Origin of the sequence: Alteraurantiacibacter lauratis, assembly GCF_037154155.1 — a bacterium.
Taxonomy (GTDB): Bacteria; Pseudomonadota; Alphaproteobacteria; order Sphingomonadales; family Sphingomonadaceae; genus Alteraurantiacibacter; species Alteraurantiacibacter lauratis.
The window spans coordinates 205,734-231,810 of record NZ_JBANRN010000004.1; the positions used below are offsets into that span (position 1 = coordinate 205,734).

The following is a 26,077-nucleotide window of genomic DNA, read 5'->3' on the forward strand; positions in this document are numbered from 1 at the left end:
CTGTCGATCAGCCTTCCCGCGCACCGAAATGCGCCACCACGCGCGCAAGGCCGACCGAGTTGGAGCCCTTGACCAGCACCGCGTCCCCGCCAGCAAGGCCATATTCCTCCAGCGCGGAAATCGCTTCGCCCGCATCAGCGCAATGCGCAAAGTGCAAGGGCTTGCCAAGCGGGTTGGCAAGGCCTTTCCCCAGTTCACGCGCCAAAGCGGTCATTTCCTCACCCACCAGCACGGCAAAATCGACATTTGCCGCTAGCAGCGGCTCGGCAAGGGCCGCGTGGAATCCGGGCGCGAAATCACCCAGTTCCTTCATCGCCCCCAGCACCGCGATGCGCCGCGTAGCAGGCGTTTGCCCCAACTGACCCAAAGTGGCGCGCATCGATGCAGGATTGGCATTGTAGCTTTCATCGACCAGCAGCGCATGGCCGCCGGGCACCGGCACGCGCAGCCGCGCGCCGCGCCCTTTGAGACCGCCCATGCTCGCCAGCGCCAGCCCCGCCGCGCCCAGATCGCCGCCCGCGGCATACACCGCCGCCATCACGCACAGCGAATTGGCGACCCAATGCTCCCCCGGTTCGGCCACGGTATAACACAGGCGCTGCGTGCCTGCCCTGGTCGTCAGCGCCGCCGTCACCAGCGATCCGCCGCTTGCCAGCGGCAGCGCATCGAGCAGTCGCATATCCGCGCCCTCCGCCTTGCCGAACGACAGGATGCATGCGCCGCGCGCCACGGCAGCATCGCGCAATTGCGCAAACCATGGGCTGTCCGCCGGGATAACCGCCGTCCCGCCGGGTTCCAGCCCGGCAAAGATTTCGGCCTTGGCATCGGCAATCGCCTCCATGCTGCCCAGATTTTCGATATGCGCGGGGGCAATGGTGGTGATGACGGCGACATGCGGGCGCACCTGCGCGGTGAGCCGGGTGATTTCGCCTGCGTGGTTCATGCCCATCTCGAACACGCCAAAGCGGCTGCGCGGCGGCATCCGCGACAGCGACAGAGGCACGCCGACATGATTGTTGTAGGACCGGATCGACCGGTGCGCCGCACCCCGGCTGCACCTTTCAAGGCTTGCGAAGATCGCTTCCTTGACGCCCGTTTTTCCAACCGAACCCGTCACGCCGACAATGCGCGCCTGCACCCGTTTACGTGCCGCCGCAGCCAACATCTCAAGTGCACTTGAGGTATCGGAAACGAGCACATGCGGCCCGTCCACCGGCCGGTCGACCAGCGCGGCCACCGCGCCATTGGCAAAGGCCTTTTGCACAAAGGCGTGGCCGTCCATCGCCTCACCCCGCAGCGCCACGAACAGATCGCCGCTGCGCACGTCGCGGCTGTCCATTTCCACGCCGCTAACCTGAAATTCACCATAAGCAGTCCCGCCGGTCGCAGCCGCGATTTCGGACGCTGTCCACAGCGCGCTGCGCAGCCTGTCGGCATCCGAGGCGGGCCAGCGCAAAACCTTGGCGAGGGCATTCATGGTCAAGACGCTCCTGAAAGTTCGGCGGCACATTCGCGCGCCACCGTCACATCATCGAAAGGCAGGACGCGGACATTGGCGCCCGATCCCACGATCTGCCCCTGTTCGTGCCCCTTGCCCGCCACCAGAACGATGTCGCCCGGCAGCGCGGCGGCAAGCGCGGCGGCAATGGCTGCGCGCCGGTCGCCGATTTCCTGCGCGCCGGGTGCGCCCGCCAGAACGGCGGTGCGGATTTCGGCGGGATCTTCGCCGCGCGGATTGTCATCGGTTACGATCACCAGCTCACTGCCAGCGGCGGCGGCTTCGCCCATCGGTTGGCGCTTGCCCGCATCGCGATCTCCACCTGCGCCCAGCACGGTGATCAACCGGCCCGCGACATGCGGCCGCAGCGCGGCAATGGCGGCTGCCACCGCATCAGGGGTATGCGCATAATCGACATAGACCGGCACACCATTGGGGCAGATCGCCGCCCGTTCCAGCCGCCCCCGAACGGGTTGCAAGCGGGACAGCGCATCGAACACACGCGCCGCTTCACATCCCGTGACCAGCGCAAGGCCCGCAGCGACCAATGCGTTAGCCGCCTGATAGGCTCCGATCAGCGGCAGATTGACCCGGTGCGTCTCGCCTTCATAGACAATGGCAAGTTCCTGCCCCAATTGGCCGGGTTTCCGCGAAAGCAGGCGCAAGCTTTCCCCTGCCTCGCCGACCGAAAACAGCGTCAGGCCACGCGCCATCACTGCCGCATTGGCGCGGGCCGACCATGCATCATCCGCCCAGACGACTGCGTGTCCGCCATCCTGCACCACTTCGGCAAACAGCCGCATCTTGGCGGCGAAATACTCCTCCATCGTTCCGTGATAATCGAGGTGATCGCGCGACAGATTGGTGAAGGCCCCCGCCATCACCGGCACGCCTTCGTTGCGGTATTGCGCCAGCCCATGGCTCGACGCCTCGTAAGCCAGATGCGTCACGCCCTCGCGCGCAAGGCCCGATACATTATGGAAGAAGGTGACGATGTCGGGCGTGGTCAGACCGGTGGAGACGCTGCCGTCCTGCGTGGTGACGCCCAGCGTGCCGATGCTGGCGGCAGAATGGCCGCACATCCGCCAGATCTGGCGCAGCATTTCGACACAGGATGTCTTGCCATTCGTGCCCGTCACCGCAGCAACCACGCGCGGCACCGGCTGGAAGAACGGTGCGGCAGCCTTCGCAAAGGCGCGGCGCGGATTTGGATCGGCCAGATGCAGCGCGCCTTCGACCTTCGCCTCTGGCCGCGCAACAACGGCGATAGCCCCTGCGGCAATTGCGGCAGGGATGAAATCCTCGCCGTTGACCGCTGCGCCCTGAAATGCGCCGAACACATTACCCGGCGCAACCTTGCGGTGATCGATGGCAAATCCGGTGACGGTGGCGCGGCCTGCCTCTCCGGCATCCTGACCTAGCGCCGCCGCCAGCTGAGCCAGCCGCATCAATGTTCTCCGCCGCCCACCAGCGGGGCCAGGTCGGTCAGGTCGATGTCGCGCGTTTCATCCGGCAGCACGCCCAGTTGCGGGCCAATGCGCGGGATCAGGCGCCCCACAATGGGTGCAGCGTTCCAGGCGGCGGTGCGCTGATAGGAACTGGCTGCGGTGCCCTTCGGCTCGTCCAGCATCACGATCACGACATAGCGCGGGCGGTCCATCGGGAACGCCGCGGCAAAGGTCGCCACCAGCGACGACCGGCGGTATCCGCCCGCACCCGGCTTTTCGGCCGAACCTGTCTTGCCGCCCACGCGGAAGCCGGGCGCATTGGCGTTGCGGCCCGTGCCATAGACCGAGATCATCCGCATCAGCTGGTTCATCCGCGCGCTGGTGCTCGATTTGAACACGCGGCGGCCGCGCGGGGCCATGCCCGGCTCCAGCTTCTGCAGGGTGGCCGGGCGCCAGATACCGCCGTTTACCATCGCGGCGTAAGCGCTGGCGAGGTGCAGCGGCGTGACCGCGACGCCATGACCAAATCCTACCGTCATGCCGGTAATGCGCGGCCAGTTGCCCTTGGGCCACAAGGGAAAGCCCCGCCCCGGCAGCTCGATATAGGGCCGTTCGTTGAAGCCCAGTTCCATCATGTAGCGGCGCAGCACATCCGGCCCCAGCTCGTCGGCGATCTGCGCGGTGACGATGTTGGAGGAATGGATGAGCGATTGCGGCGCGTTGAGATAGGCGCCGATGGGGTGGCTGTCCCGGATCTGGTGGCCGCCAATGCGCACCGGCTGACTCGACTGATAGGGGCGCGCCAGATTGGTGATCGAGCCCGCATCGATCGCCGCCGCAACGGTGAGCGGCTTGAAGGTGGAGCCAAGCTCGTAAACCTGGTTGGTCACCCGGTTGAAGGCGGCAGGCATCACGCCCTGTGCGGCCAGTTCGGGGGAGACGGTGAGGTCGCTGGGCTTCACCGAATTGGGATCGAATTCGGGAAACGAGGCCATGGCGAGCACTTCGCCGCTGTCCACATCCAGCACGATCCCCGCCGCGCCAAGCGCTTCCACCGCCAGCATACCGCGGGACAGTTCGTCCTCCAGCGCGCCCTGCACGCGCACATCGATCGACAGGGCGACCGGACGCGAACGCTGCGCCGGATCGGTCAGGCGGGCGTTGAGCACTTCCTCCATCCCGACATGACCCTTCCCGTCCTGCACAAAGCCCAGCACATGCGCGGCAAGCGAGCCTTGCGGGTAATAGCGATCGGTCTCGCGCGGCAGTTCCAGCGCCAGTTCGCCCAGCGCCATCACCTTGTTGGCATCTTCGGGCAGCACGCGGCGGCGGATATAACTGCCCCGGTTGCTGCGCAATTTCGCCTTTATTTCGGCCGGATCGAGATCGGGGAAGATCGCCGCCAGATCGCGTGCCACATCCTCCACCGGTCGCACCAGCGGCGACCCGCCATCGTCCATCGCGCGCGGGTTGAACCAGAGCGCATAGGCGGGGAAGGCACGGGCCAGCGGCACGCCGTTGCGATCGGTCAGCTCGCCGCGGGGCGGCAGCAAGGCTTCGGCCATGCTGATTTCGGACGGGGCGGGCTGCACTGTCCCCAGCCAGGTGATCCGCGCCATGGCGGCTGTGGCGATGAAAAGGAAGCCCGCGGCAATCATCAGCACGCGCAGCCGCGCGGTGAGCAGCGATTTGCGCCGGTAATCCACCAGCCGCACACGTCCACCCGCAAAGCGGCGGGATTGCGCGGCAAAGCTGGGTTGCGACGCCATCAGGGACGCACTCCGCCAAGGGCGATACGCACTACCGCGCCGGTTGCGGAACGACTGCTCAACGGAATGCGCACCGGCTTGCCGCCAGCGCCCGACGCGGCCGACAGGATCACTCTGCCTCTGTCATCATCGGCAGCCGGATCGATCAAGGCCACATCTACCGGCTTTCCGGTGATCGGGGAAACAAGCTGCGGAAAAGGCTCGGCCTCTTCATCCGCATTGAACCCTGCCAGACGGATCGGTTCAGGCAGATCGCTGCTGCGCGCGGAGGCAAATTGCGCCAGCTGCCGTTCGCCATCGATGAACTGGTCGGCCCTGGGTGCGCTGTAACCGAAATCCACCCGGTTCCACGCCGCGAGTTGCACCTGGCTGGAGCGGGTGAGGAATTCGGTCTCGCGCAGCTGGTTGCCCTGTTCCAGCATCACGATCCGCCGCTCGGCCTTCTTCACCTCGCTTGCCACCGACCAGACCTGAAAATGCAGCACGCCATACAGCGCGGTGCATACGGCCATCAAGGCGAACCATCCAATGCGGCGAAGGCGGGCTTGCGGGGTCATGCGGCCTGTCCTTTGGGCAAGAGAGTGGGAGCGGAGGTGCGCGTGGCGCTGCGCAGGGTGGCGGAACGGGCACGCGGATTGCGGGCAATTTCGGCGTCAGAAGGGCGGATCGCCTTCGACACACGGGCAAAGCGTGCGGGCGCGGCAGGCGCCTGCACCGGCAGATGGCGCGATCCGCCCGCCTTGGCATTGGCGGCATCGCGCAGAAACTGCTTCACGATGCGGTCTTCCAGGCTGTGGAAGCTGACCACGGCCAGCCGCCCACCTTCGCGCAGCAAAGCCTCCGCACCGGCCAGCCCCTGCTCCAGCTCGTCGAGCTCGCCATTCACATGGATGCGGATCGCCTGGAAACTGCGCGTGGCCGGGTCTTTCGGCGCACCGGCGCGGTAGCCGAGCGCGCGGCGCACCACTTCGGCGAGCTGCGTAGTGGTGGATAGCGGGCGAGCAGCGACAATGGCGCGGGCCACGCGGCGCGACTGGCGCTCCTCGCCATAAAGATACAGCACATCGGCAATCTCGCCCTCGTCCGCGCTGTTCAGGAAATCGGCGGCATCGGGATGGCCGCGATCCATGCGCATCGACAGCGGGCCTTCCTGGCTGAAGGCGAATCCGCGCTCGGCCTGATCGAGCTGCATCGAGGAGACGCCGATATCCATCGCCACGCAATCGACCTGCGAAATGCCCGCCTCGGCCATGGCATCGACCATTTCGGAAAAGCGGCGCGGATGCAGCACCAGCCGGGGCGGGTCTTCGCGCGTTTCGGGCCAGCCTGCGCCGGCGGCAATCGCATCGGGATCGCGGTCGAATGCGTGGACGATGGCGCCCGCGTCGAGAAAAGCGCGGGTATATCCGCCCGCACCAAAGGTTGCGTCGATCACCACCTCGCCCGGCCGGATGGCAAGCGCGGCCAGCACTTCATCGAGCAGGACGGGAATGTGCGGAGCAGCCGTCACTTGCCCTTCCCCTTGGCGTTCGCCATCTCCGCACGGCAACGCGCCTGCGGCCCGGCAAAGACCGGATCGGTCTGCGCCAGCAGCGTTTCGGGGTTCCAGATGGTGATGTAATCGCCCGCGCCCTGAAAATAGAGCGCGTTGCCAATGCCGCCCAATTGGCCAGACACAGCGGGCAGGACGAAGCGGCCGCTGGCATCAAAGGGCGCTTCCTCGAAATCCCACAGGTTCAGCATATAGGCAGCGCGGTCGAACTCCTGCCCCAGATCGGTGCGGCGTTTTTCCTCGCGGTCGAGGATGCGGGCGAAATCCTCCTCGCGCTCCTTGCCGAAGCCGGTAAGGCAGGGCCATTTTTCGTGCACACCGATGCACAGCACGCGCTGGCCGGAGCGTTCAGCAATGGTGTTGCGCAGTTTGGGGGGCAGCACGAAGCGATCCTTCTCGCCGCGAAGCGAGAAGCCCTGTCCTCCGTATCCTGCAAGCCCCTGAGCCAAGCCCGTCCCCCAACTGGCCAGTTCCCCCACTGGCGGGTGTTGCGCCATCCCGGAGACAAACCCCTCCCGCGCCGTGCCGCGCAGGTGCGCGGCCCGTCCATCCGTCCGTCAGGAATCAGGATGCAACGCGGGTGGCCTGTCCGATTGAGGCCGTTGTAACGCGGGCAAATGCGGTATGGAAGGGGAAAATGCGGGATTTTTGGGGATTAGCCCGCAAATCCATGGAATCCTGTGGATTCTATGGTGGCCCCGTGCCGCTTCGGGCGTCAGGCGGTGCGCCGGAAATGCCCGGATTTCCGCCAGTTTCGCGGGCTGCCAAAGCGGCAAACGCACCGTTTCCCGCAATTTCCCCAACCTCTCCCGCAAATGCCGCACTCAAGGCCAGCAAACCTTCTGCCGCGCCGGGGTAAGGGCCATCGATGTCGAGAATTGCAGCATCGGCAACCAGAACGGCGGCACCGTCTCCCAATCGGCAGGTCACCACCACATCGCCATGCGACAACCGGCAATCGGCATTGCTGCTGCGCCATGTTCCGGTAAGGTTGACGGGAAAGTGCCCGCCATCAGTGCCAAGCCCGTCCTCTCCCAGAAAACGCAGCCCGCCTTGCTGTTCATCGTCGAACAGCAATTCCAGCCCCCAATGCGTCAGAATGGGCGAGAGCAGCGCCACATCCTGCGGCCGTCGTCGGTCGCCCAGCGCAAACCGGCTTTCCCCGGTCATCATCGGGTCGGCAAACAGCAGCACCCTGCCCCCGGCCCGCACCCAGCCATCCAGAGCAACATTCTCCTCCGCCGTCAGCGCGCGCGGCTGCGCGAGCAGCAAGGCGGTATGCGCGGCCAGCGCCTCTGCCGAGAGATAGCTGACCGGGACGAGCGCGAACTGCGCCTCCAGCACGCCGCGTGCCCAATGGGTGTGCCCCTGCCGATGCGCATGGGAGCGCCCCGGCGCGTGGTCATGCCCCTGGTCATTCGCGTGGTCGTGGTCGCCGTCCGGAGCAATTTGGACAGGTAAAAGCATTTCGGTCAACCCGTCCGCTTCGCCCCAATAGATCGGGATCGTGCCCATCAGTGCCAGCACGGGGCGAGGTTCGGCCGTATCCTGTGCGCTATCCTGCGCCAGAACCGACACGGACAGGCCCGCAAGCAGCGCGCTGCCCGCCGCAAAAGCGGCCCTAATTGCCCGGCGCATTGGTCGACACAGGGGCAGCAGGGCCGACAGCGGCAGGATCGGTGCCCATCGAAGCCGTGGCAGCGCCAGGCTCTCCCACGGTGCCCGCAGGCAATTCGGGAACCACGCCCGCATTGGCCAGCGGATCGCGCGGGCGCGGCACATCCTCGTTCTGCACCGGAGGCAGTTCTTCGGGCAAGGCGGCGCGGTTTTCCTGTACACTGGCAATGATGATATTGGCCAGCCCCACCATCAGCAGCACGGCCGCCAGGCCGAACACGCCAAATTGCAGGCGCTGGATGCGCTGACGGCGCGTCCCCGCCAAGGGCTGCGCCAGGCTTGCCTCGGCCGCGTCATCCCGCCGCGCAGCCGCGCCGCCCCGCAATATCTGGTGAGGATCGAATGCCATCGGCGGCATCCTAACGCCCGCAGATTAACCTAGCCAGTCGAAAACCGGCAGATTCTTGGCGCGCAGCCAGTCGGCGTTGTAGAGGCTCGACAGGTAACGGAAACCGGTGTCGCACAGGATCGTGGCCACGCGCGGATTTTCGCGCCCCTCGGCCACCAATTGCCGGCCCAGTTCCACCGCGCCGGCCACATTGATCCCGCTCGACAGGCCAAGGCACAGCCCTTCCTCGCGCAGCAACCGCGCGACCCAGACTAGCCCTTCCTCGTCGGAAATGCGGAACTGCGTATCGATCGGGGCACCTTCCAGATTGGCGGTGATGCGCCCCTGCCCGATCCCTTCGGCAACCGAGGAGCCTTCGGCCTTAAGCTCCCCGTGGGCGTAGTAATTGAACAGCGCCGCGCCGTGCGGATCGGTCAGCGCAATGCGAATGTTCTCGTCAAACGCCTTCAGCCCCATGCCGGTGCCTGCCAGCGTGCCGCCGGTGCCCACCGCGCAGGTAAAGCCATCGATGCGCCCGCCCAATTGCTCCCAGATTTCAGGCGCGGTCGCATCAATATGCGCACGCCGGTTGGCCACATTGTCGAACTGGTTCGCCCAAACCGCGCCCGGCGTTTCCTCGGCCAGACGGCGGCTGGTGTGAACAAAGTGGTTGGGATCGGCAAACTTGGTCGGCGGCACCAGCACCAGTTCCGCGCCCAGCGCGCGCAGCGTGTCCATCTTTTCCTTGGACTGGTTGTCGGGCATGACGATGATCGTCCTGTAGCCCAGCGCATTGGCGACCAGCGCAATGCCGATGCCGGTATTGCCCGCCGTGCCTTCGACCACCGTGCCGCCAGGCAGAAGCTCGCCGCGCGCCTCGGCATCGCGGATGATCCACAGCGCCGCGCGGTCTTTCACCGATGCGCCGGGATTGGCGAATTCGCACTTGCCCCAGATCTCGCAGCCCGCGGCCTTGCTGGGGCCTTCGAGCAGCACGATCGGCGTATTGCCGATCAGGTCAAGCGTTTTGGTGCGGGCAGTGGCGGTGGTCATGGCAAGGGGGTTAAGCCCAATGGCGGCGGCGCGCAAATCAATCTTCGGGCGCGATGGTGACGCGAATCCCGTCCAGTTCCGCCGTGAAGGGAATCTGGCACGACAGCCGGCTGGTCGCCACGCGGTGATCGCTCGAATCGAGCAGGTCGTTCTCGTCCTCGCTCATCGGCGGAAGCTTATCGGCAAAGGCCGGATCGACATGGACATGGCAGGTGGCGCAGGAACAGCACCCGCCGCACAAAGCCAGCAATTCGTCAAAGCCGTTGTCGCGAATGGCTTCCATCACGGTCAGGCCATCGCCAGCCTCCACGGCGCGTTCTTCCCCGGCACGGTTGACGACGATCAGCTTGGGCATGGGCACCTATCCTGTGGCATTGCGTTTTCGCAGTGATGCGAGATGCGCAGCTAGGCAATCGGACCGCGTTTCGCAAGATGAGCCAAAGGATGGGCGATATGGGCCTTAGTGCAGCACAGATCAAAGAGAGCCTCGATTGGGTTGCCGCGCGCGAGCCTGCGATTGCGCGCGCGGTGGAGGAGGCAGGCTACCCCACCCCGCGCTTGCGCCCGCGCGGCTGGCACACCTTGCTGCGCACCATTGTGGGCCAGCAGGTATCGGTTGCGGCGGCGAATGCGATGTGGGCCAAGCTGGAGGCCGAACTGGGCCGCGATATGCGCGCCGCCGATCTGCTCGCCCGTGATTATGACACACTGCGCGCCTGCGGCCTGTCGCGGCAGAAACAGGCCTATGCCCGCTCCTTGTGCGAACTGGTCGAGGGCGGCCTCGATTTCAGCAATCTGCCTGCCGATGACGAAGCCGCGATTGCCGAGCTGACCCGTATCAAGGGCGTGGGCCGCTGGTCCGCCGAAATCTACCTGCTGTTCGCCGAAGGGCGGCCCGACATCTGGCCCGCAGGCGATCTGGCGGTGATGGCGGCGCTGGGCGGGATATTGGGGCTGGACGCACGGCCCGACGAAAAGACCACCCGCCTGCTGGCAGAACAATGGCGCCCGCACCGCGGCGCGGTGGCGATTTTTACATGGCATTGGTATGCGGCCAGCCGCGAGCCGGTGTGAGGGTTTGGCCGCAAGCAGCAGTTGCGGGGCAAGAGTTGCCGATCAGCTTACGACCCCGTTGCGGACATTATGCACGTTGCTCTACCCGGTCGTCGGAGGATCTGTGAGTATCAACTGGCAAGACATTGCGTTTCAACTGCAACCGAACATCGCACGGGAAGCTGGCAGGGCATGGTCATGGCTTGTTCCGGAGCCTTGGGAGCCAATCGTTTGCTCGATGGTGGCAGGTGTTTTTCTAGAGAAGCCGAACGGCGAGGTGCATTGGCTCGATACCGGCACCGGCTTGGCCGAGCAGGTTGCCAGAACTCGCGTCCAGTTCGAGGAGATGATAAGGTCGTCACCTGACCTAATTGACGAGTGGTTCCTCCCTCCTCTCGTGGAGCGGCTCCGCGCAGCTGGCAAAAGACCCGCAGTCGGTGAATGCTATGGGTTCACAATCCTGCCGATCTTTGCTGAGGGCAAGTATGACACGGAAAACATGTTCGTCGTGCCGGTGAGGGAACAATTTGTCGGAATGGCGGACATCCACCGGAAATTGAACGACCTTCCCGAAGGGGCTTCGGTACAAATCAGGGTTACCGACTAGCTGTGAGCGGAATGTCCGCTAACCACCCCACTTCCAGTCAAATCCGGGGTCATAGCGTAAACCCGAAAGCGGCCATCCCCACTCCGTCGCCCCGCCTACTCCCACAATCCCGCGCTTTTACGCCGCGCGCCCTTCCCTTGGGCCGCGTCGCTCCCTACCTGCCACGGCGTAACGTCTTATCAGCCGGAGCACCCATGACCACCACCGCCGCCGACCTCGTCGCCGATATTCCCCTGATCCCGCGCGATGTGCTGTTCGGCAATCCGGAGCGGTCGGGCGGGCAGATCAGCCCGGATGGCCAGTGGCTCAGCTGGATGGCGCCGTGGGAAGGCGTGATGAATGTCTTCATGGCGCCCTTCATCGATCCCGATTCCGCGCGCCGGATGACCAGCGCGAAGGACCGCCCGATCCCGCAATATTTCTGGTCGCCCGATTCCAGCGCGATCCTCTATGTGCAGGACAAGGCGGGGGACGAGAATTACCTGCTCTACAAGGTCGATGTCGCAACGGCTGAGGAGACGTGCCTCACCCCGTTCGAGAATACCCGCGTGCAGATTGTCGGCGGGTCCGAGACGATCAAGGACCGGATTCTGGTGGGCCTCAACAACCGCGATCCGCAATGGCACGATGTCTGGTCGCTCAATCTCACCACCGGCGCGCTGGAACTGGTGCTGGAAAACAACGCCTGGGCCGGCTTTGAAACCGATGACAGCCTGACGCTGCGCTGGGCCATGCGGCAGAACGAAGCGGGCGGCACCGATCTGCACGAAATCATTGATGGCGTGATTGCCGAACGCCCTCGCGAAGTCATCCCGATGGACGATGCGCTCACCACGCATCTGGCAGGCTACACCACCGATGGCAGCATCCTCTACTGGCTCGACAGCCGGGGCCGCGATACCGCCGCTCTGTTTGAAGAAGACACCGCCACGGGCACGCGCACGCTGCTGGCCGAAGATGCCCGCGCAGATATTGGCGGCACGCTGCGCCATGCGAAAACAGGCGTGGTGCAGGCCTTCGGCGTCACTTACCTGCGCACCGAATGGCATTGCATCGATGAAGGCATCGGATCGTCCTTCGACTGGCTGCGCGCACAGCTGGATGGCGATTTCGGCGTGCTGTCGCGCAGCGATGACGACACCAAATGGCTGGTGTGGAACGACCCGCTGACCGCGCCGGTGCGCTGCTTCCTGTATGACCGGGCGAAGGATTCGCTGCGCCTGTTCTATGTCACCAAGCCCGCGCTGGAAGGCGCGCCCTTGCAGCCGATGCATACGCTGGAAATTGCCGCGCGCGACGGGCTGGTGCTGCCGTCCTACCTCACGCTGCCGCCGGCCAGCGATGCGGATGGCGACGGGGTGCCGGATGCGCCCGTGCCGCTGGTGCTGCTGGTGCATGGCGGGCCGTGGGCGCGCGATGCCTATGGCTTCAACCGCACGCATCAATGGCTGGCGAACCGGGGCTACGGCGTGCTGTCGGTCAATTTCCGCGGCTCCACCGGTTTCGGCAAGAACTTCATCAATGCGGGCAATTTGCAGTGGTCACGCGCCATGCATGACGATCTGGTCGATGCAATGGAATGGGCGGTTTCGCGCGGCATTGCCGATGCGGGCAAGGTGGCGATCATGGGGGGCAGCTATGGTGGTTATGCCACTTTGGTGGGCCTCACCTACACGCCCGAACTGTTCGCCTGCGGGGTGGATATTGTCGGGCCGTCGAACCTCGAAACGCTGCTGGAAACGATCCCGCCCTATTGGGCACCGCTGGTCAAGCAGTTTCACGAGCGGATGGGCGATCCGACCACGCCGGAAGGCCTGCAATTGCTGAAGGATTGCAGCCCCATCCACCGGGCGGACAAGATCGTGCGCCCGCTGCTGATCGGGCAGGGCGCCAACGATCCGCGCGTGAAGCAGAGCGAGAGCGACCAGATCGTCGCCGCAATGCAGGGGCACGGCATCCCGGTGACTTATGTGTTGTTCCCCGATGAAGGGCACGGCTTTGCCCGGCCGGAAAACTCGATCGCGTTCAATGCCGTGGTCGAGGGGTTTCTGGCGACCAATCTCGGCGGCCGGTGCGAGCCGATGGCAGGGGAACTCGCCGCCTCCACCGCGCAGATCCCGGCGGGGCGCGAGTTTATTGCGGGGCTTTAGGCGATTTTGTTTATCGCTGCGGCCAGCCGTATGTCGCGCTGGGTCAAACCACCCGCGTCATGCGTGGTCAGCGTGATGTCCACCTTGTTGTAGACATTGCTCCATTCGGGGTGGTGATCCTGCTTTTCCGCCAACAGCGCCACCTGCGCCATGAAGCCGAAGGCGGCGCGGAAATCGGGGAACGCAAACTGGCGCGCAATCGCCTTGCCATCGCCGCGCAGGGTCCAGCCGGGAAGCTTGGCAAGCGCGGCGGCGCTTTCCTCTGCGGTCAGGGGGTTCACAGGCGTTCCTTCTGCTTGCTTGTCGAGCGGGGGAGCTTGCCCTAACGCTGCGGCCAATGGAAGCCTGCCGGATCACCGCCGCCAACCTTGCCTGCCGCCGGGGCGACCGTGTGCTGTTTGCCGGGCTGTCGCTGGAACTCAAGGGCGGGCAGGCCTGCCATGTGGCGGGGCCGAATGGCCTTGGCAAATCCAGCCTTATCCGGCTGCTGGCGGGCCTTGCGCGGCCCTTTGCCGGCAGTGTGGAGCGGGTGGGCATGGCCGGCCTTCTGGATGAGCGCCCCGCCCTGGACGAACACCAGCCGCTCGGCCCCGCTCTCGCCTTCTGGGGCAAGTTAGACCCCGCTTCTGTCCCTTTGGAGGAACTGGGCCTTGCCGACCTTTTGGATGTGCCGGTGCGGTATCTTTCCACCGGCCAGCGAAAGCGCGCGGCGCTCGCCCGGCTGATCGGGCAGGCGGCACCGATCTGGCTGCTCGACGAACCGCTCAACGGGCTGGACGCGGCGGCGGTGGAAATGGTGCAGGCGCTGGTGGCCCGGCATTGCGAAAACGGCGGCATCGCCCTGATCGCCAGCCATCAGCCTTTCGCCATACCCGGCCTTATGCGGCTCGAATTGCAGGAGTTTGCCCGGTGAAGCTGCTCGCCGCCCTGTTCTGGCGCGATCTGGCGCGGCTGCTGCCGGGGATGCGCGGCGGAGGCACCTTGCTGCCGCTGCTGTTCTTTCTGGCGGTGGCGATGCTCTATCCCTTTGCCGTCGGGCCGAACCCGACCTTGCTGGCCCGCACGGGCGGCGGGGTGATCTGGGTCGCCGCGCTGCTGGCGGCGATCCTGCCGCTCGACCGGCTGCTGGCGCCCGATCTCGAACAGGGCTTTTTCGATCAATGGGCGCTGCGCGGCATTTCGGAAGAGGTCGTGGTCGCGGTGCGGATGGTGGCGCATTGGCTCAGCTTTGGCCCCTTCATCATGCTGGCTGCCCTGCCCGCCTCCGCGCTGGTGGGGATTGACGGGGAGACGCTGCGCATAGTGGAACTGGGCCTGCTCGCGGGAACGCCGGGGCTGGCCGCCATCGGCATCATCATCGCCGCTGTCACCACAAGCCTGCGCGGCGGAGGGGCGGCGCTGGCGGGCCTGCTGGTGATCCCGCTCGCCGTGCCGCTGCTGGTATTCGGCGCGGGCAGTCTTTCCACCGGGGGAGAAGGCGGCCTTGCCCTGACCGCTGCGATCAGCCTGCTGCTGGTGGCGATTGCCCCCTTTGCCGGCGGTGCCGCGATCCGCGCCGCGCGCGAAGGCTAAACGCTGGACCTCAAAGGCTGGGCGGGCGGTAATCAGCACGCTGCAGGGTGAGCATGTAATCGACCAGATCATCCACCTGCGGCGGGTCGAGCGTAAAATCCATCTCTTCCGGGTAATTGTGCGCATCCACCAGCCATGTGCGCAAGCTATCGCGCGTCAATCCCGCGGTATTCACGATGCGCGGCCATTCGGGCGCCTCGGCAACGGGGGAGATCGCATCGGCTTCCACCGCATGGCATCCCCCGCAGGCCGCCTGCGCAAAGGCCAGCACATCCCGATGCGGAGGCGCCGCCGATCCCTGCGCCGTAGGCAGAGGCTGGCACGCCGCCAGACCGGTAGAAACCGCACCAAGCAGGGCTATGTCTCGCCTCATTGGCTGCGGTCCACCCACACATCGCGGTCGAGCACCCAGCCGTCTTCGTCCAGCACCCAGATATGTGCAAAGCGCCCACCGCCCAGCGGCACCCCGGTATTGCGGTCAAGCACCTGGTAATTGCCGTGCACCAGCATCATTTCCGCATCCACCACCGAATCGGTGACATGGAGGACGGTAATGGGATGCGCGCGCTGCACGTCGGCGGCCCAGTAATCGCCAATGGCGGCTTGGCCAATGATGCGCCCCTCGCGGTGGATATACAGCTCCGCATTGTCCGAATAGAGGCGTGCAAGCGCCGGAATATCCATCGAATTATAGGCCGCTGTCCAACGGTTCGCCAGTTCCTGCACCGATGCATCGCCCTGCGCCGAAGCGGCAGCAGGCAGAGTGAGAAAGGCAAGGGCAGCAGCGGCGACAGCAAGACGAAGTTTCATGGCAGTCCTCTCGATTGATCCGGCCGGATGCTTATCCTCACTCCGGCGCCCGTGCCTTGACCCTCGTCAATGGGACGGCCTTCAGTAAGGCGGCTTGTGCAGCCCCTTGGGGCTGAGCGTGAAGATCTCGCAGCCATCCTCGGTAATGCCGATCGAATGTTCGAACTGTGCGCTCAGCGATTTGTCGCGCGTGACCGCCGTCCAGCCGTCGCTCAGCATCTTCACGGGCGCCTTGCCCAGATTGATCATCGGCTCGATCGTCAGGAACATGCCCGCGCGCAATTCCGGCCCGGTGCCGGGGCGGCCGGCATGGACCACTTCGGGCGCATCGTGGAACAGGCGGCCAAGGCCGTGCCCGCAGAACTCGCGCACCACGCCGTAACGGTGGCTTTCGGCATGGGCCTGAATCGCCGCGCCAATATCCCCCAGCCGGACGCCGGGGCGAGCCATGTTCACGCCGATCATCAGGCATTCATAGGTCACATCGACCAGCCGCCGCGCCTTCAGCGCCACATCGCCCACCAGATACATCCGGCTGGTATCGCCGTGCCAGCCGTCGAGCAGCGGGGTGACATCGACATTCACGATGTCGCCATCCTTCAGCACCTTGGGGCCGGGAATCCCGTGGCACACGACATGGTTGATCGAAGTGCAGCACGAATGGGTAAAGCCGCGATAGCCGAGCGTTGCGGGCACCGCGCCGCCGTCCAGCATCAGCCCGCGCACCTTGTCGTCAATCGCCTGCGTGGAGACGCCGGGGACGATGAAGGTGGTCAGCTCGTCGAGGATTTCCGCCGCCAGCCTCCCGGCACGGCGCATCCCTTCGAAGCCTTCGGGCCCGTGCAGCTTGATCGTGCCGTCGCGGTAGACGGACATGTCGGCGGTTACGTGCTGATATTCGACCATGGGCAAGGATGTAGCGCCTATGCGCCCGAATTGCGAGAGGGGGCAAAGGCGCTGCGGTATTCCTCTTTTACCGTGGCAATCACCTTGGCATCGACCGGCACGGTGAATTCATAGGTGCCTTCGGCATAGGGCCCGGCCACATATGGCCCCATCATCACGCCCAGCCGGTTGAAGGCGCGGCCATTGCTGGAACCGAGCAGCAGGGTTGTGTCGGCCAGCTTCACACAGTCGTCGAACTGCCCGCCCAGCTTCTCGCCGCCGCGTCGCGCGCTGCGTTCGCGTTGCAGCATATCGCACAGACGCGTGCCGATCGCGTCGTCCAGCGCCTCGATCGAGGTAAAGAACTCTTCCGGCTTCAGCGCCTTGTCCGCCTCCCGGTCCCACACCAGCGCATCGAACCCGGCATTGCCGTGCGCGCCGCCGGTATAGGACGTGATCTGCGCCGACAGGCTGAGGAAGCGCGGCGTATCGGTCACCACCGCCCAGGTGATGCCGGTGGAATATTTGTTGAAGGGAAAGCCGTTGTCGCGCGCCGCCGCGCGCCCTTCCGCCGCCTCGCGCGCCAGACTGGCGCGGGCGCGCGTCAGCCGCGCATCGAGCAGGATAGCGAGCGCCGGGATATTCCCGGCTTCGGCGGGATAGGCATATTCGAACAGGAAATCGTCCGTCTCTTCCGCCACGCTGCGCGCGCCGCTGGGTTCGGGCGTCGCGCTGGCGGTTGCGGTGGCCGAAACGGTGGGCGTCGGCTCCGGCGGTGGAGGAGGCGATTCCCGGCATGATGCCAACAAGGCCGCCGCAACCATCCCCGCACAAACCCTCATCATTCTCTTCTCGATTGCCTTTTCAAACCGCCCCGACCGGGGCACAAGCGGCCTTATGAGCGATAAAGATGATCTGATCCAGCCGGATCGTGGGCAGGATGCCGCCGCGATCCACCTTGTCACCAAGGACAGCCTGCCCGAATTCGCGCGCGGCCTCAGCGGCCCGCAGCGCGCCTTGCTGGCGGGGCAGAAATTCACAGGCGCAGCGGGACAGGTCGCCGTGGTCCCCGATGGCGAGCGCTGGTTTGTGCTGGCAGGCGTGGCCGATCCGCAGGCGCTGAACAGCTGGTGCCTTGCCAAATGTGCCGAGGTCCTGCCGGAAGGCACATACCGCCTTGCCAATGCGCAAGCCGGGCCGGCCATGTTTGGCTGGCAGAGCGCGCAATACCGCTTCACTCGCTACCGCGCGGCCCCGGCGGATGCGCCCGGCCCGCGCATCCTGCTCACCGGCGAGGTCGGGAAGATCCCCTCCTGCATGGCCGAAGTGCGCGCCTGCGCGCTCGTGGCCGACATGGTCAATACGCCCGCCGAGGACATGGGGCCGGAAGCGATCGAGGGCGAAGCACGCCGCATTGCCGAGGCGCATGGCGCCAGCTTTGCCGTTGTGCGCGGCGATGCGCTGGAAACCGGCTTTCCCATGGTGCACGCGGTGGGCCGCGCCGCCGCGCGCGAACATGCACCCCGGCTGATCGAGCTGAACTGGGGCGAGGACAGCCACCCGCGCGTCGCCATCGTGGGCAAGGGCGTGTCCTTCGATACCGGCGGGCTGGACATCAAGCCGGCATCCGGAATGCTGCTGATGAAAAAGGACATGGGCGGCGCGGCGCACGCGCTGGCGCTGTCCGAACTTGTCATGCAGGCGGGGCTGAAAGTGCGCCTGCAATGCCTCGTGCCCGCGGTGGAGAACGCGATTTCGGGCAATGCCTTCCGCCCCGGAGACGTGCTGAAAAGCCGCAAGGGCCTCACCGTGGAAATCGGCAATACTGATGCCGAGGGACGCCTGATCCTGGGCGATGCGCTGACTTATGCCAGCGAGGGATCGCCCGAACTGATCCTCGACTTTGCCACGCTGACAGGCGCGGCCCGCGTTGCGGTGGGGCCGGATTTGCCTGCGCTGTTCACGCGTGAGGACAAGACGGCGGATGAACTGCTGGCCGCTGGACGCGCGCAGGACGATCCGTGCTGGCGCCTGCCGCTGCACGCGCCCTATGCCGAATATCTCGCCTCGGACATTGCCGATCTCAACAACACGCACAGCAACGGCTTTGCAGGGGCCAGTGTGGCGGCCAGCTTCCTCGACCGGTTCGTGGGAGACGGGATCGATTGGGCGCATTTCGACACTTTCGCCTGGCGTCCCACCGCACGGCCCGGCCGCCCAAAAGGCGGCGCGGCGCTGGGCCTTCGCGCGGCATTCCATATGCTGAAGGGGCGATACGGTTAACGCCATGCGCGCAGACGGCCCCACGCAAACTTGCCCTTGGCCGCGCCCGCGTCTAAGCGCCTGCCAGGCAATCTTGCAGGTAATTTGGCACACGTGACCAGAAGTTCGTTCTCTGACCCTTCCGCCACGCATCCGCAGGGGCCGTATATGCTGGCCGGGCCGATGCCGAAGCCCGACGAGACGCGCGTGCCGATCCGGGGGGACCTGGCGCATATCGGCCTCGCGGGGCGCTATTTCGTGCCGCATTATGCCGTGCCCCAGCCGCGCATCGTGATGCCGGGCGGCGCTCAGCTGATGGCGGCATCCAAGGCCGATGCGGCTGTGGTGGCAGAGCTGGCCGAGGGCGACAGCTTCGAGCTGCTCGACATTACCGGACAATGGGCCTGGGGTTGCCTTTCGCTCGACGGGCCGGTGGGCTATATCCACATCGACCGGCTGGAGCCGGTATCCTGATGGGCTCGCGCGTTTTCATCGATGGCGCGGCGGGGACAACCGGCCTCGAAATTGCCGATCGGCTGAAAGGCCGCGCCGAATTCGAACTGCTGATCCTCGATGATGCCAGCCGCAAATCCTCCGGCGCGCGGCGCGACGCGCTGCACGCCGCCGATTTTGCGATCCTGTGCCTGCATGACGATGCCGCGCGCGAGGCGGTGGACCTGGCGCAAGGCAGCACGGTGCGGATCATCGATGCCTCCACCGCCCACCGGGTGGCGCCGGGCTGGACCTATGGTTTTCCCGAAGTGGTGGGGCGCGATGCTGTGGCAAGCGCCGACCGGGTGAGCAATCCGGGCTGCTATTCCACCGGCTTCATCGCCTTGCTCGCCCCGCTGGTGCGCGCAGGGCTGCTGCCTGCGGACTGGCCCTATACCTGCAATGCCGTGTCCGGCTTTTCGGGCGGCGGCAAGGCGCTGATCGAACGGTATGCCGCCGATACCGACATCGCGTGGCGCGGCTATGCGCTGGCACTGGGGCACAAGCACGTGCCCGAAATGCAGGCCCAGTGCGGTCTTGCCTTGCCCCCGCTGTTCACGCCCGCCGTGATTCCGGCGCATCGCGGCATGGTGGTGGAAATCCCTCTGCCGCTCATGGCGATGCCAGCGGCGGCTTCCCCGGCCGAACTGCGCGCCGCCCTGCAAGCATTCTATTCCGGCAGCCCGGTTGTGCATGTGCGCGAGGACACGCCCGACGAATTGCTGCTGCGCGCATCAATGGGGCCAAGCGACCGGCTGGACCTGTTCGTGCTCGGCAATGCCGATGGCACCCAGGCGCGGCTGGTGGCCATGCTCGACAATCTGGGCAAGGGTGCCAGCGGCGCGGCGGTGCAATCGCTCAATCTGATGAGCGGGTGCGCGGAAACCGCCGGACTGGTCCTGTAAGCCCAGCCCTGCCCAATATTTAGGCAGGCCATTGCTGAAATATTGGGCAATATTTGATCATTTGCAGGCCATTATCTTTCCGCTGCCGCGCATAAATCATTCCATTCTTGCGAATACGCCTTCCTGTTTTGCGCGCGATTGTCTAATCCGGCTCAGAAAGCTGGCACGATTCTTGAAGGATCGTAAACGCCGGCGCGCGTTTCGCCGCGCGCTACATGGCAGGCAGATTATACCGGGCCGCCGGCCCCGATATTGAGTTGGACAAAAGCGTGAAGAAGATCGAAGCCATCATCAAGCCGTTCAAGCTGGACGAGGTGAAGGAAGCGCTGCACGATGTGGGCGTGTCCGGCATCACCGTGACCGAGGCGAAGGGCTTCGGCCGTCAGAAAGGCCACACCGAACTGTACCGCGGCGCCGAATATGTGGTGGATTTCCTGCCCAAGGTGAAGCTGGAAGTTGTGGTGGCCGATGGCCAGGCGCAGGCCGTAGTCGACGCCATTGCCAGCGCTGCGCATACCGGCCGTATCGGCGATGGAAAGATCTTCGTCTCCGAAATCCAGTGGGCCCTGCGCATCCGCACGGGCGAACAGGACGATGCCGCAATCTGAGCCTTTGCTCTGAATATCTTTGCCGAGCCGGGTCGCACCTTGCTCGCAATGCCCATGACACGAATGATCCTGTGATCTGAAGGAAGGAAACGACATGTCGAGTGCATCCAAAATCGTGAAGCGTATCAAGGAAGAAGAGATCGAATGGGTCGACCTGCGCTTTACCGATCCCAAGGGCAAGTGGCAGCATCTGACCATCTGCGCCGGTTCGATTGACGAAGACAATCTGGAAGAAGGCCTGATGTTTGACGGCTCGTCGATCGAAGGCTGGAAGGCGATCAACGAGAGCGACATGATCCTGAAGCCGGATCTGGATGCCGCCTGGATCGATCCGTTCAGCGCCACCCCGATGCTGATCCTCACCTGCGACATCGTGGAGCCGTCGACCGGCGAACTCTACAGCCGCGATCCGCGTTCCACCGCCAAGCGCGCCGAAGCCTATCTCAAGACCACCGGCATCGGTGACACCGTGTTCGTCGGCCCGGAACCCGAATTCTTCATGTTCGACGATGTCCGCTTCGAAGACGGCTATGCCGGTTCGGGCTTTGCCATCGACGATATCGAACTGCCGACCAATACCGGCAAGGAATATGAAGGCGGCAATCTGGGCCACCGTCCGCGCGCCAAGGGCGGCTACTTCCCCGTTGCGCCGGTCGATCACTGCGTCGACATCCGCGCCGAAATGGTTTCGACCATGCTCGAAATGGGCCTGCCGATGGACAAGCATCACCACGAAGTGGCGAGCGCGCAGCACGAACTGGGCATCACCTTCGACACGCTGGTGAAGACCGCCGACAACGTGCAGATTTACAAGTATGTCGTGCAGCAGGTCGCCAATGCCTATGGCAAGACCGCGACCTTCATGCCCAAGCCGATCCGCATGGACAACGGCAGCGGCATGCACACCCACATGTCGATCTGGAAGGACGGCAAGCCGACCTTTGCGGGCAACGGCTATGCGGGCCTTTCGGAAACCTGCCTGTATTACATCGGCGGGGTGATCAAGCACGCCAAGGCAATCAACGCCTTCACCAACCCGACCACCAACAGCTACAAGCGCCTGGTGCCCGGCTTCGAAGCGCCTGTGCTGCTGGCCTATTCGGCCCGCAACCGCTCGGCCTCGTGCCGCATACCCTATGGTTCGGGCGAGAAGGCGAAGCGCGTCGAATTCCGCTTCCCCGATCCGCTGGCGAACCCCTATCTGGGCTTTGCTGCGCTGCTGATGGCCGGCATCGACGGGATCCAGAACAAGATCCATCCGGGCGACGCGATGGACAAGAACCTGTATGACCTGCCGCCGGAAGAACTGGCCAATGTGCCGACCGTGTGCGGCAGCTTGCGTGAAGCGCTCAATTCGCTGGAAGCCGATCACGACTTCCTGCTCAAGGGCGATGTGTTCACCAAGGACCAGATCGAAGCCTATATCGAGCTGAAGTGGGCCGATGTGTATCGCTGGGAACAAACCCCCAGCCCGGTCGAATTCGATATGTATTACAGCTCGTAAGCCACGCTTGGGCTTCACGAAACGGGAGGCGTCCGGAACGATCCGGGCGCCTCTTTTTTTGCCGGCTGACACCTGCTAGGCACCGCGCCAACACCGCGCCCACCCCTCTGCCCGAAAGCACATCGCCTCGATGGTCGTCACCTCGCTTCTGCTCGTTGCCGGTCTTGTCCTGCTTGTGCTGGGGGGCGAATTTCTGGTGCGCGGCGCGGTGCGGATCGCCGCGCATGTCGGCATATCGCCGATGCTGGTGGGCCTGACCGTCGTGGGCATGGGCACCTCCGCGCCGGAACTGGCGGCCAGCGTGCAGGCCAGTTTCGCCGGCTCGCCCGGCATTGCGCTGGGCAATATTGCCGGCTCCAATATCGCCAACCTGCTTCTTATCCTTGGATCATCGGCCCTGATCGCGCCCATGCTGGTGCCGCGCAGTGCGCTGTGGCGTGATGGCGGCGTGGGTGTAGCGGCAACCCTTGCGCTGATCGTATGCGGGCATACGCTGGGGTTGAGCCGCGTGGCCGGGCTGGCGCTGCTGGCCTGCCTTGTCGGCTACATCGTCTTTGCCTACCGCCAGGAACGCCTCGGCCGTGATCACAGCGCCGCCTATGACCGGGCCACCGCCATGGTTGAAGCCGACCCGGCGCTGACGCCGCGGCAAGCCGATGGGGAGACCTTGTGGAAGCCGATCGCATTGGTCCTGTTCGGGCTGGTGCTGATTGTGAGCGGGGGCAATCTGCTGGTCACATCGGCCATCGCGATTGCGGCCGAACTGGGCGTGAGCGACGAGGTGATCGGGCTTACCGTGGTGGCGATTGGCACCTCGCTACCCGAACTGGCGACATCGGTAATCGCCGCGCTGAAAAAGGAAGGCGAGATTGCCCTGGGCAATGTGCTCGGTTCCAACATTTTCAATGTGCTGTTCATTGGCGGGGTGACCGGCACGATTGCGCCGACCGTGGTTCCGCCATCGATTCTCGCCGTAGATCTGTGGGTGGTGCTGGGCGCATCTCTCGCGGTCATGCTTTTTGCGCTGACCGGGGGGCGGCTCAACCGGCTCGAAGGCGCGGCTCTGGTGGCGCTTTACGGCACCTATACAATGTTCACCGTGGGCGCGTTCTAGATCCGGTTTTCCAGCATCCCGCGCCGCGCCGTGGCAATCACGCTGGCCACGAGCGAGGCGGCAAGGATCAGGCTGATCCAGTCAAGCGGGGCCAGCGGCACGGACAGGTGCAAATGCGCGGCCAGCGACCAGGCGAGGCCCGGCACCAGCACCAGATAGAAGGCCACCACCGTCGCCTCAGCCGATACGCGCCGCCACAATTCATCCATCAGCGCCCAGCTGCGCCAGGTCATCCAGCCGACTGCCGCGCCGATGAGCAGGCACAGGGCAAACGCAGCTTCTGCGGCAAGCAGTCCCAGCGGATTGGCGGCAATCAAGGTCATCAGAAACACCGCGATCAGCAGGCAGCCAATGCCGCTGTGCAGCGTGATCGCGCGCTCATCCTTCCATGCCTCGTGATCGTCAAACATCTTCAGGGCGATCCCTGCCTGGGGGACTAGGCATCCGATCAGAACCAGAACACCGGGCACCGCATACATCGTTGCTACCAGCAGGGCGATAAGGCTGGAGGCGTCAAGGCCGGGATCGTCCGCCGGCCAAAGATGGCCCACGGCGTAACCCACCACCCCGCCAGCCGCGCCCCACAGCGCCAGCCTCGCCCACCAGGCCCCATTCTTTCGCGCGGGTCGAGATTGATCGGCATTCATTGTTCCGGCTCCCATGGATCGATGAACAGATCGGGCACCGCGACGCCGAACAGCTTGGCCATGCGCAATGCCAGCGGCAGGCTGGGATCGTATTTGTCGGTTTCCACCGCATTGATCGTCTGCCGCGATACGCCGAGCAGCCGGGCCAGTTCGCCCTGGCTCCACCCGCGCGCCTCGCGATGATCCCTGATGCGGTTTTCCAAGGCCGACTCGCTTCGCTTACCTGACAAGAGCTCTGGGGATTATCCCCTTTACATACGTAGAACAAACTGGCATATAATGCGTATGACAAAGCCGCTCACCATCGCCCAATTCTTCGCCAAGTTCCCGAACGACGAGGTCTGCCTGACCCACTTGTTCGAAGTCCGCTTTGGTCAGGGCTTTACCTGCCCTTCATGCGAGCGGCCTTCCAACTGGTATCGGATCAAAGCAGAGCGCGCCTATTCCTGCCAGTGGTGCGGCCACCATCTGCACCCGACTGTCGGCACTCCGTTCGAAAACACCCGCACTCCGCTGCAATCGTGGTTCTATGCAATCTACCTGTTTACCACCACGCGCAACGGCGTTGCCGCCAAGGAATTGGAGCGCCAGCTTGGCGTGACCTACAAGACTGCATGGCGCATGGCTGACCGTATCCGCGCCCACATGGCCGACGTTGACGGTGACAAGCTGATCGGCGGGGAAGGCAAGGAAGTCGAAATTGACGAGACGCTGATCGGCGGGGCTACCACTGGCGGCGGTCGTGGCAACTATCGCGTAAACAAGACTGTCGTTTTGGGGATGGTGGAGCGTGGCGGCGATGTTGTGACCAAGGTCGTGGCAAACAACCGCAAGAGCACGCTACTGCCTTCGATCAAGGCCAATGTCCTGCCGGAAACGCAAATCCACACTGACCAGAACCACAGTTACAAGGGCTTGCCGAAAATGGGTTTTGGCCATGAAGCGGTCAATCACAACCAGAACGAATGGGCGCGCGGCAACTGCCATGTGCAGACCATCGAAGGCTTCTGGGCGCCATTGAAGCGGTCAATCAACGGCACCCACATTCACGTAAGCGGCAAGCACCTCTGGAAGTATGCGAAGGAAGCGGAGTTCCGCTTCAACCGTCGTGATCGTCCGTCTTCGATGCTGCCGGAACTGCTGTCGTCTTTCCAACCATTGACGACAAAGTCGCATTGAACACCTCGTCATCGCCGACCGCGTCAGCTTCGTGCTCGGCGGCAAACTGATCCAGCTTACCCTCTTCGCGAGCTTTACGCAGGTTTATCGTCATAGACCCTCGCTAGGTAATAGACGCTCGGTTGGTAGTCGCCTTGGTTGTCCAAAACCGAAGTGACCAATACATCGGCCTTCACCTTGTCTCGCGTGAAAAGTGCGTCCGCGTCAATTTCTGGCGCAAGATGCAGCGCCTTCCGGCCATCGGCCACCTCTGAGATTGTCGCGGCCCAACGCTTGGGGTTGTCTTTGTCGTGGGCATGGAACTTTACCGTGACGCCCTCGTAGGGCTCTGTCTCCGTGCTAGGCTGATATCCGGCCATTTCGACATCTGACGGAAGCGCCCGCAACGCCTCCTCAGAGATCGCCTCGCCACCGGGCAACCGAACCGCAGTGGCCCTATGTCGCCTCGCAGGGTTCAGGAAGTCCATTGATTGCTTCCCTACCGAAACCGGGCGTTGTGACAGCACCTTAATCAGGGCTTCGACTAGCTGATCCTCCGATATACCAACCTTCTCTGCGGCCTCCTCTGTCAGCCGCCGCCGCTCCTCAGCCAGCTTTTGCTCGCGCTCTTCCAGTGTCTTCTTTTCGGCGCGCTCTTCCTTCGCTCTCTTGAGGCGCTGAATTACCTTTTCTGCACCCCACAGACTCACAACCAGAACGAGCATCGAAACGAAGCCGTCATATGAGTCCGGAACGTCAATTCCGAAAAGCGCTTGGAGGATGTCGGCGGGCATATCTTCCGTCAGCCCCGGCGATAGCGCTGCGACGACATAACCCTCGACGCGATGACGAAGAGGACTATTTTGGATGACTTCCCTGACTGTAACTGAGACGTGCTCAATCTCGACGCTAGGGTCTAAACCCAATCAGCCTCTTGAAATTCAGTGCGTGTATTGATTCAGAGTGTCTCCGCTGAAGCAGGAGA

30 protein-coding genes are annotated in these 26,077 nt (G+C 64.4%); 12 read left to right on the plus strand and 18 right to left on the minus strand.

Translation table 11 applies throughout. The features are described from left to right. Positions 1-7: 7 nt before the first annotated feature. From WFP39_RS06100 to WFP39_RS06145, 10 genes are all read right to left on the minus strand, one after another. Positions 8-1,477, minus strand: coding sequence for a UDP-N-acetylmuramoyl-tripeptide--D-alanyl-D-alanine ligase (locus WFP39_RS06100; protein WP_336918378.1), 1,470 nt, complete (start codon positions 1,475-1,477; stop codon positions 8-10). 2 nt (positions 1,478-1,479) lie between these two features. After that, positions 1,480-2,946 carry a UDP-N-acetylmuramoyl-L-alanyl-D-glutamate--2,6-diaminopimelate ligase gene (locus tag WFP39_RS06105; RefSeq protein WP_336918328.1) on the minus strand — a complete coding sequence of 489 codons (1,467 nt, stop codon included), beginning with the start codon at positions 2,944-2,946 and terminating at the stop codon, positions 1,480-1,482. Beyond that, positions 2,946-4,715 (minus strand): peptidoglycan D,D-transpeptidase FtsI family protein, encoded by a 1,770-nt coding sequence (locus WFP39_RS06110; RefSeq protein ID WP_336918329.1) that lies wholly within the window; start codon positions 4,713-4,715, stop codon positions 2,946-2,948. Before WFP39_RS06110 ends, WFP39_RS06105 begins: the two co-directional genes overlap by 1 nt. Further along, positions 4,715-5,272, minus strand: coding sequence for a hypothetical protein (locus WFP39_RS06115; RefSeq protein ID WP_336918330.1), 558 nt, complete (start codon positions 5,270-5,272; stop codon positions 4,715-4,717). Before WFP39_RS06115 ends, WFP39_RS06110 begins: the two co-directional genes overlap by 1 nt. After that, entirely contained in the window at positions 5,269-6,225 is a 957-nt protein-coding gene (rsmH, locus tag WFP39_RS06120) for a 16S rRNA (cytosine(1402)-N(4))-methyltransferase RsmH (RefSeq protein ID WP_336918331.1), read from the minus strand. Before rsmH ends, WFP39_RS06115 begins: the two co-directional genes overlap by 4 nt. After that, positions 6,222-6,764 carry a division/cell wall cluster transcriptional repressor MraZ gene (locus WFP39_RS06125; RefSeq protein WP_336918333.1) on the minus strand — a complete coding sequence of 181 codons (543 nt, stop codon included), beginning with the start codon at positions 6,762-6,764 and terminating at the stop codon, positions 6,222-6,224. Before WFP39_RS06125 ends, rsmH begins: the two co-directional genes overlap by 4 nt. Positions 6,765-6,954: 190 nt before the next feature. Beyond that, entirely contained in the window at positions 6,955-7,905 is a 951-nt protein-coding gene (locus tag WFP39_RS06130) for a hypothetical protein (protein WP_336918334.1), read from the minus strand. Continuing rightward, complete coding sequence (locus WFP39_RS06135; protein WP_336918335.1) at positions 7,889-8,293, minus strand: hypothetical protein; 405 nt, start codon at positions 8,291-8,293, stop codon at positions 7,889-7,891. Before WFP39_RS06135 ends, WFP39_RS06130 begins: the two co-directional genes overlap by 17 nt. A gap of 24 nt (positions 8,294-8,317) precedes the next feature. Further along, positions 8,318-9,325: a cysteine synthase A gene (locus WFP39_RS06140; RefSeq protein WP_336918336.1), complete on the minus strand. Its 1,008-nt coding sequence runs from the start codon at positions 9,323-9,325 to the stop codon at positions 8,318-8,320. A 37-nt stretch (positions 9,326-9,362) separates the two neighbouring features. Then, entirely contained in the window at positions 9,363-9,680 is a 318-nt protein-coding gene (locus WFP39_RS06145) for a 2Fe-2S iron-sulfur cluster-binding protein (RefSeq protein WP_336918337.1), read from the minus strand. Between the two features lie 98 nt (positions 9,681-9,778). Between WFP39_RS06145 and WFP39_RS06150 the strand changes: the two genes are divergently transcribed. From WFP39_RS06150 to WFP39_RS06160, 3 genes are all read left to right on the plus strand, one after another. After that, complete coding sequence (locus WFP39_RS06150; RefSeq protein ID WP_336918338.1) at positions 9,779-10,399, plus strand: DNA-3-methyladenine glycosylase family protein; 621 nt, start codon at positions 9,779-9,781, stop codon at positions 10,397-10,399. A 217-nt stretch (positions 10,400-10,616) separates the two neighbouring features. Beyond that, positions 10,617-10,985: a T6SS immunity protein Tdi1 domain-containing protein gene (locus tag WFP39_RS06155; RefSeq protein WP_336918339.1), complete on the plus strand. Its 369-nt coding sequence runs from the start codon at positions 10,617-10,619 to the stop codon at positions 10,983-10,985. Between the two features lie 194 nt (positions 10,986-11,179). Beyond that, positions 11,180-13,135 (plus strand): S9 family peptidase, encoded by a 1,956-nt coding sequence (locus tag WFP39_RS06160; protein ID WP_336918340.1) that lies wholly within the window; start codon positions 11,180-11,182, stop codon positions 13,133-13,135. Here WFP39_RS06160 and WFP39_RS06165 read toward each other — a convergent pair. Continuing rightward, on the minus strand, positions 13,132-13,416 hold the full coding sequence (locus WFP39_RS06165) for a 4a-hydroxytetrahydrobiopterin dehydratase (protein ID WP_336918342.1): 285 nt from the start codon (positions 13,414-13,416) through the stop codon (positions 13,132-13,134). The genes WFP39_RS06160 and WFP39_RS06165 overlap by 4 nt on opposite strands. Before the next feature lie 56 nt (positions 13,417-13,472). On the opposite strand from WFP39_RS06165, the gene ccmA reads away from it, so the two are divergent. Both ccmA and WFP39_RS06175 read left to right on the plus strand, forming a co-directional pair. After that, complete coding sequence (gene ccmA, locus WFP39_RS06170; RefSeq protein ID WP_336918343.1) at positions 13,473-14,048, plus strand: heme ABC exporter ATP-binding protein CcmA; 576 nt, start codon at positions 13,473-13,475, stop codon at positions 14,046-14,048. Beyond that, positions 14,045-14,707 (plus strand): heme exporter protein CcmB, encoded by a 663-nt coding sequence (locus tag WFP39_RS06175; RefSeq protein ID WP_377923508.1) that lies wholly within the window; start codon positions 14,045-14,047, stop codon positions 14,705-14,707. The genes ccmA and WFP39_RS06175 overlap by 4 nt, the downstream gene beginning before the upstream one ends. Positions 14,708-14,717: 10 nt before the next feature. On the opposite strand, the gene WFP39_RS06180 is transcribed toward WFP39_RS06175, so the two are convergent. The 4 genes from WFP39_RS06180 to WFP39_RS06195 all read right to left on the minus strand — a co-directional run bounded on the left by WFP39_RS06180 (position 14,718) and on the right by WFP39_RS06195 (position 17,247). Beyond that, positions 14,718-15,080 carry a c-type cytochrome gene (locus tag WFP39_RS06180; RefSeq protein WP_336918344.1) on the minus strand — a complete coding sequence of 121 codons (363 nt, stop codon included), beginning with the start codon at positions 15,078-15,080 and terminating at the stop codon, positions 14,718-14,720. After that, entirely contained in the window at positions 15,077-15,517 is a 441-nt protein-coding gene (locus tag WFP39_RS06185; protein WP_336918345.1) for a YybH family protein, read from the minus strand. Before WFP39_RS06185 ends, WFP39_RS06180 begins: the two co-directional genes overlap by 4 nt. Before the next feature lie 81 nt (positions 15,518-15,598). Next, positions 15,599-16,423, minus strand: a complete 825-nt coding sequence (gene map, locus WFP39_RS06190) for a type I methionyl aminopeptidase (RefSeq protein WP_336918346.1) — start codon at positions 16,421-16,423, stop codon at positions 15,599-15,601. Positions 16,424-16,440: 17 nt separating this feature from the next. After that, on the minus strand, positions 16,441-17,247 hold the full coding sequence (locus WFP39_RS06195; protein WP_336918347.1) for a PdaC/SigV domain-containing protein: 807 nt from the start codon (positions 17,245-17,247) through the stop codon (positions 16,441-16,443). Positions 17,248-17,299: 52 nt separating this feature from the next. On the opposite strand from WFP39_RS06195, the gene WFP39_RS06200 reads away from it, so the two are divergent. The 6 genes from WFP39_RS06200 to WFP39_RS06225 all read left to right on the plus strand — a co-directional run bounded on the left by WFP39_RS06200 (position 17,300) and on the right by WFP39_RS06225 (position 23,287). Beyond that, on the plus strand, positions 17,300-18,685 hold the full coding sequence (locus WFP39_RS06200) for a leucyl aminopeptidase family protein (RefSeq protein ID WP_336918348.1): 1,386 nt from the start codon (positions 17,300-17,302) through the stop codon (positions 18,683-18,685). Between the two features lie 93 nt (positions 18,686-18,778). Further along, positions 18,779-19,138: an SH3 domain-containing protein gene (locus tag WFP39_RS06205; RefSeq protein ID WP_336918350.1), complete on the plus strand. Its 360-nt coding sequence runs from the start codon at positions 18,779-18,781 to the stop codon at positions 19,136-19,138. Further along, positions 19,138-20,061: an N-acetyl-gamma-glutamyl-phosphate reductase gene (gene argC / locus WFP39_RS06210; RefSeq protein WP_336918351.1), complete on the plus strand. Its 924-nt coding sequence runs from the start codon at positions 19,138-19,140 to the stop codon at positions 20,059-20,061. The genes WFP39_RS06205 and argC overlap by 1 nt, the downstream gene beginning before the upstream one ends. Before the next feature lie 269 nt (positions 20,062-20,330). Continuing rightward, the gene (locus WFP39_RS06215; protein WP_336918352.1) at positions 20,331-20,669 is read left to right on the plus strand and encodes a P-II family nitrogen regulator; all 339 of its coding nucleotides are present in this window, start codon (positions 20,331-20,333) and stop codon (positions 20,667-20,669) included. Positions 20,670-20,763: 94 nt separating this feature from the next. Continuing rightward, a complete protein-coding gene (gene glnA, locus WFP39_RS06220; RefSeq protein ID WP_336918354.1) occupies positions 20,764-22,173 on the plus strand; it encodes a type I glutamate--ammonia ligase in 1,410 nt (469 codons plus the stop codon). 130 nt (positions 22,174-22,303) lie between these two features. Then, positions 22,304-23,287, plus strand: coding sequence for a calcium/sodium antiporter (locus WFP39_RS06225; RefSeq protein ID WP_336918356.1), 984 nt, complete (start codon positions 22,304-22,306; stop codon positions 23,285-23,287). On the opposite strand, the gene WFP39_RS06230 is transcribed toward WFP39_RS06225, so the two are convergent. Beyond that, a complete protein-coding gene (locus WFP39_RS06230; RefSeq protein ID WP_336918358.1) occupies positions 23,284-23,934 on the minus strand; it encodes a hypothetical protein in 651 nt (216 codons plus the stop codon). The genes WFP39_RS06225 and WFP39_RS06230 overlap by 4 nt on opposite strands. Beyond that, complete coding sequence (locus WFP39_RS06235) at positions 23,931-24,137, minus strand: helix-turn-helix transcriptional regulator (protein ID WP_336918360.1); 207 nt, start codon at positions 24,135-24,137, stop codon at positions 23,931-23,933. The genes WFP39_RS06230 and WFP39_RS06235 overlap by 4 nt, the downstream gene beginning before the upstream one ends. 82 nt (positions 24,138-24,219) lie before the next feature. Here WFP39_RS06235 and WFP39_RS06240 point away from each other — a divergent pair, with 82 nt between their 5' ends. After that, positions 24,220-25,113, plus strand: coding sequence for an IS1595 family transposase (locus tag WFP39_RS06240; protein ID WP_336918361.1), 894 nt, complete (start codon positions 24,220-24,222; stop codon positions 25,111-25,113). A gap of 74 nt (positions 25,114-25,187) precedes the next feature. Here the strand turns inward: WFP39_RS06240 and WFP39_RS06245 are convergent, their stop codons facing one another. Then, entirely contained in the window at positions 25,188-26,018 is an 831-nt protein-coding gene (locus WFP39_RS06245) for a hypothetical protein (RefSeq protein ID WP_336918363.1), read from the minus strand. Between the last annotated feature and the right edge of the window lie 59 nt (positions 26,019-26,077).

Excerpts from the sequence above, each read along its gene's own strand:
- WFP39_RS06130 (WP_336918334.1), bottom strand. The coding sequence starts at position 7,905 with ATGCGCCGGGCAATTAGGGCCGCTTTTGCGGCGGGCAGCGCGCTGCTT.
- WFP39_RS06150 (WP_336918338.1), top strand. The coding sequence starts at position 9,779 with ATGGGCCTTAGTGCAGCACAGATCAAAGAGAGCCTCGATTGGGTTGCC.
- WFP39_RS06160 (WP_336918340.1), top strand. The coding sequence starts at position 11,180 with ATGACCACCACCGCCGCCGACCTCGTCGCCGATATTCCCCTGATCCCG.
- WFP39_RS06230 (WP_336918358.1), bottom strand. The coding sequence starts at position 23,934 with ATGAATGCCGATCAATCTCGACCCGCGCGAAAGAATGGGGCCTGGTGG.
- WFP39_RS06115 (WP_336918330.1), bottom strand. The coding sequence starts at position 5,272 with ATGACCCCGCAAGCCCGCCTTCGCCGCATTGGATGGTTCGCCTTGATG.
- WFP39_RS06155 (WP_336918339.1), top strand. The coding sequence starts at position 10,617 with ATGGTGGCAGGTGTTTTTCTAGAGAAGCCGAACGGCGAGGTGCATTGG.
- WFP39_RS06135 (WP_336918335.1), bottom strand. The coding sequence starts at position 8,293 with ATGGCATTCGATCCTCACCAGATATTGCGGGGCGGCGCGGCTGCGCGG.
- WFP39_RS06145 (WP_336918337.1), bottom strand. The coding sequence starts at position 9,680 with ATGCCCAAGCTGATCGTCGTCAACCGTGCCGGGGAAGAACGCGCCGTG.
- WFP39_RS06180 (WP_336918344.1), bottom strand. The coding sequence starts at position 15,080 with ATGAGGCGAGACATAGCCCTGCTTGGTGCGGTTTCTACCGGTCTGGCG.
- glnA (WP_336918354.1), top strand. The coding sequence starts at position 20,764 with ATGTCGAGTGCATCCAAAATCGTGAAGCGTATCAAGGAAGAAGAGATC.
- WFP39_RS06200 (WP_336918348.1), top strand. The coding sequence starts at position 17,300 with ATGAGCGATAAAGATGATCTGATCCAGCCGGATCGTGGGCAGGATGCC.
- WFP39_RS06140 (WP_336918336.1), bottom strand. The coding sequence starts at position 9,325 with ATGACCACCGCCACTGCCCGCACCAAAACGCTTGACCTGATCGGCAAT.
- WFP39_RS06100 (WP_336918378.1), bottom strand. The coding sequence starts at position 1,477 with ATGAATGCCCTCGCCAAGGTTTTGCGCTGGCCCGCCTCGGATGCCGAC.
- WFP39_RS06185 (WP_336918345.1), bottom strand. The coding sequence starts at position 15,517 with ATGAAACTTCGTCTTGCTGTCGCCGCTGCTGCCCTTGCCTTTCTCACT.
- WFP39_RS06240 (WP_336918361.1), top strand. The coding sequence starts at position 24,220 with ATGACAAAGCCGCTCACCATCGCCCAATTCTTCGCCAAGTTCCCGAAC.
- WFP39_RS06105 (WP_336918328.1), bottom strand. The coding sequence starts at position 2,946 with ATGCGGCTGGCTCAGCTGGCGGCGGCGCTAGGTCAGGATGCCGGAGAG.
- map (WP_336918346.1), bottom strand. The coding sequence starts at position 16,423 with ATGGTCGAATATCAGCACGTAACCGCCGACATGTCCGTCTACCGCGAC.
- WFP39_RS06225 (WP_336918356.1), top strand. The coding sequence starts at position 22,304 with ATGGTCGTCACCTCGCTTCTGCTCGTTGCCGGTCTTGTCCTGCTTGTG.
- argC (WP_336918351.1), top strand. The coding sequence starts at position 19,138 with ATGGGCTCGCGCGTTTTCATCGATGGCGCGGCGGGGACAACCGGCCTC.
- WFP39_RS06195 (WP_336918347.1), bottom strand. The coding sequence starts at position 17,247 with ATGATGAGGGTTTGTGCGGGGATGGTTGCGGCGGCCTTGTTGGCATCA.
- ccmA (WP_336918343.1), top strand. The coding sequence starts at position 13,473 with ATGGAAGCCTGCCGGATCACCGCCGCCAACCTTGCCTGCCGCCGGGGC.
- WFP39_RS06125 (WP_336918333.1), bottom strand. The coding sequence starts at position 6,764 with ATGGCGCAACACCCGCCAGTGGGGGAACTGGCCAGTTGGGGGACGGGC.
- WFP39_RS06110 (WP_336918329.1), bottom strand. The coding sequence starts at position 4,715 with ATGGCGTCGCAACCCAGCTTTGCCGCGCAATCCCGCCGCTTTGCGGGT.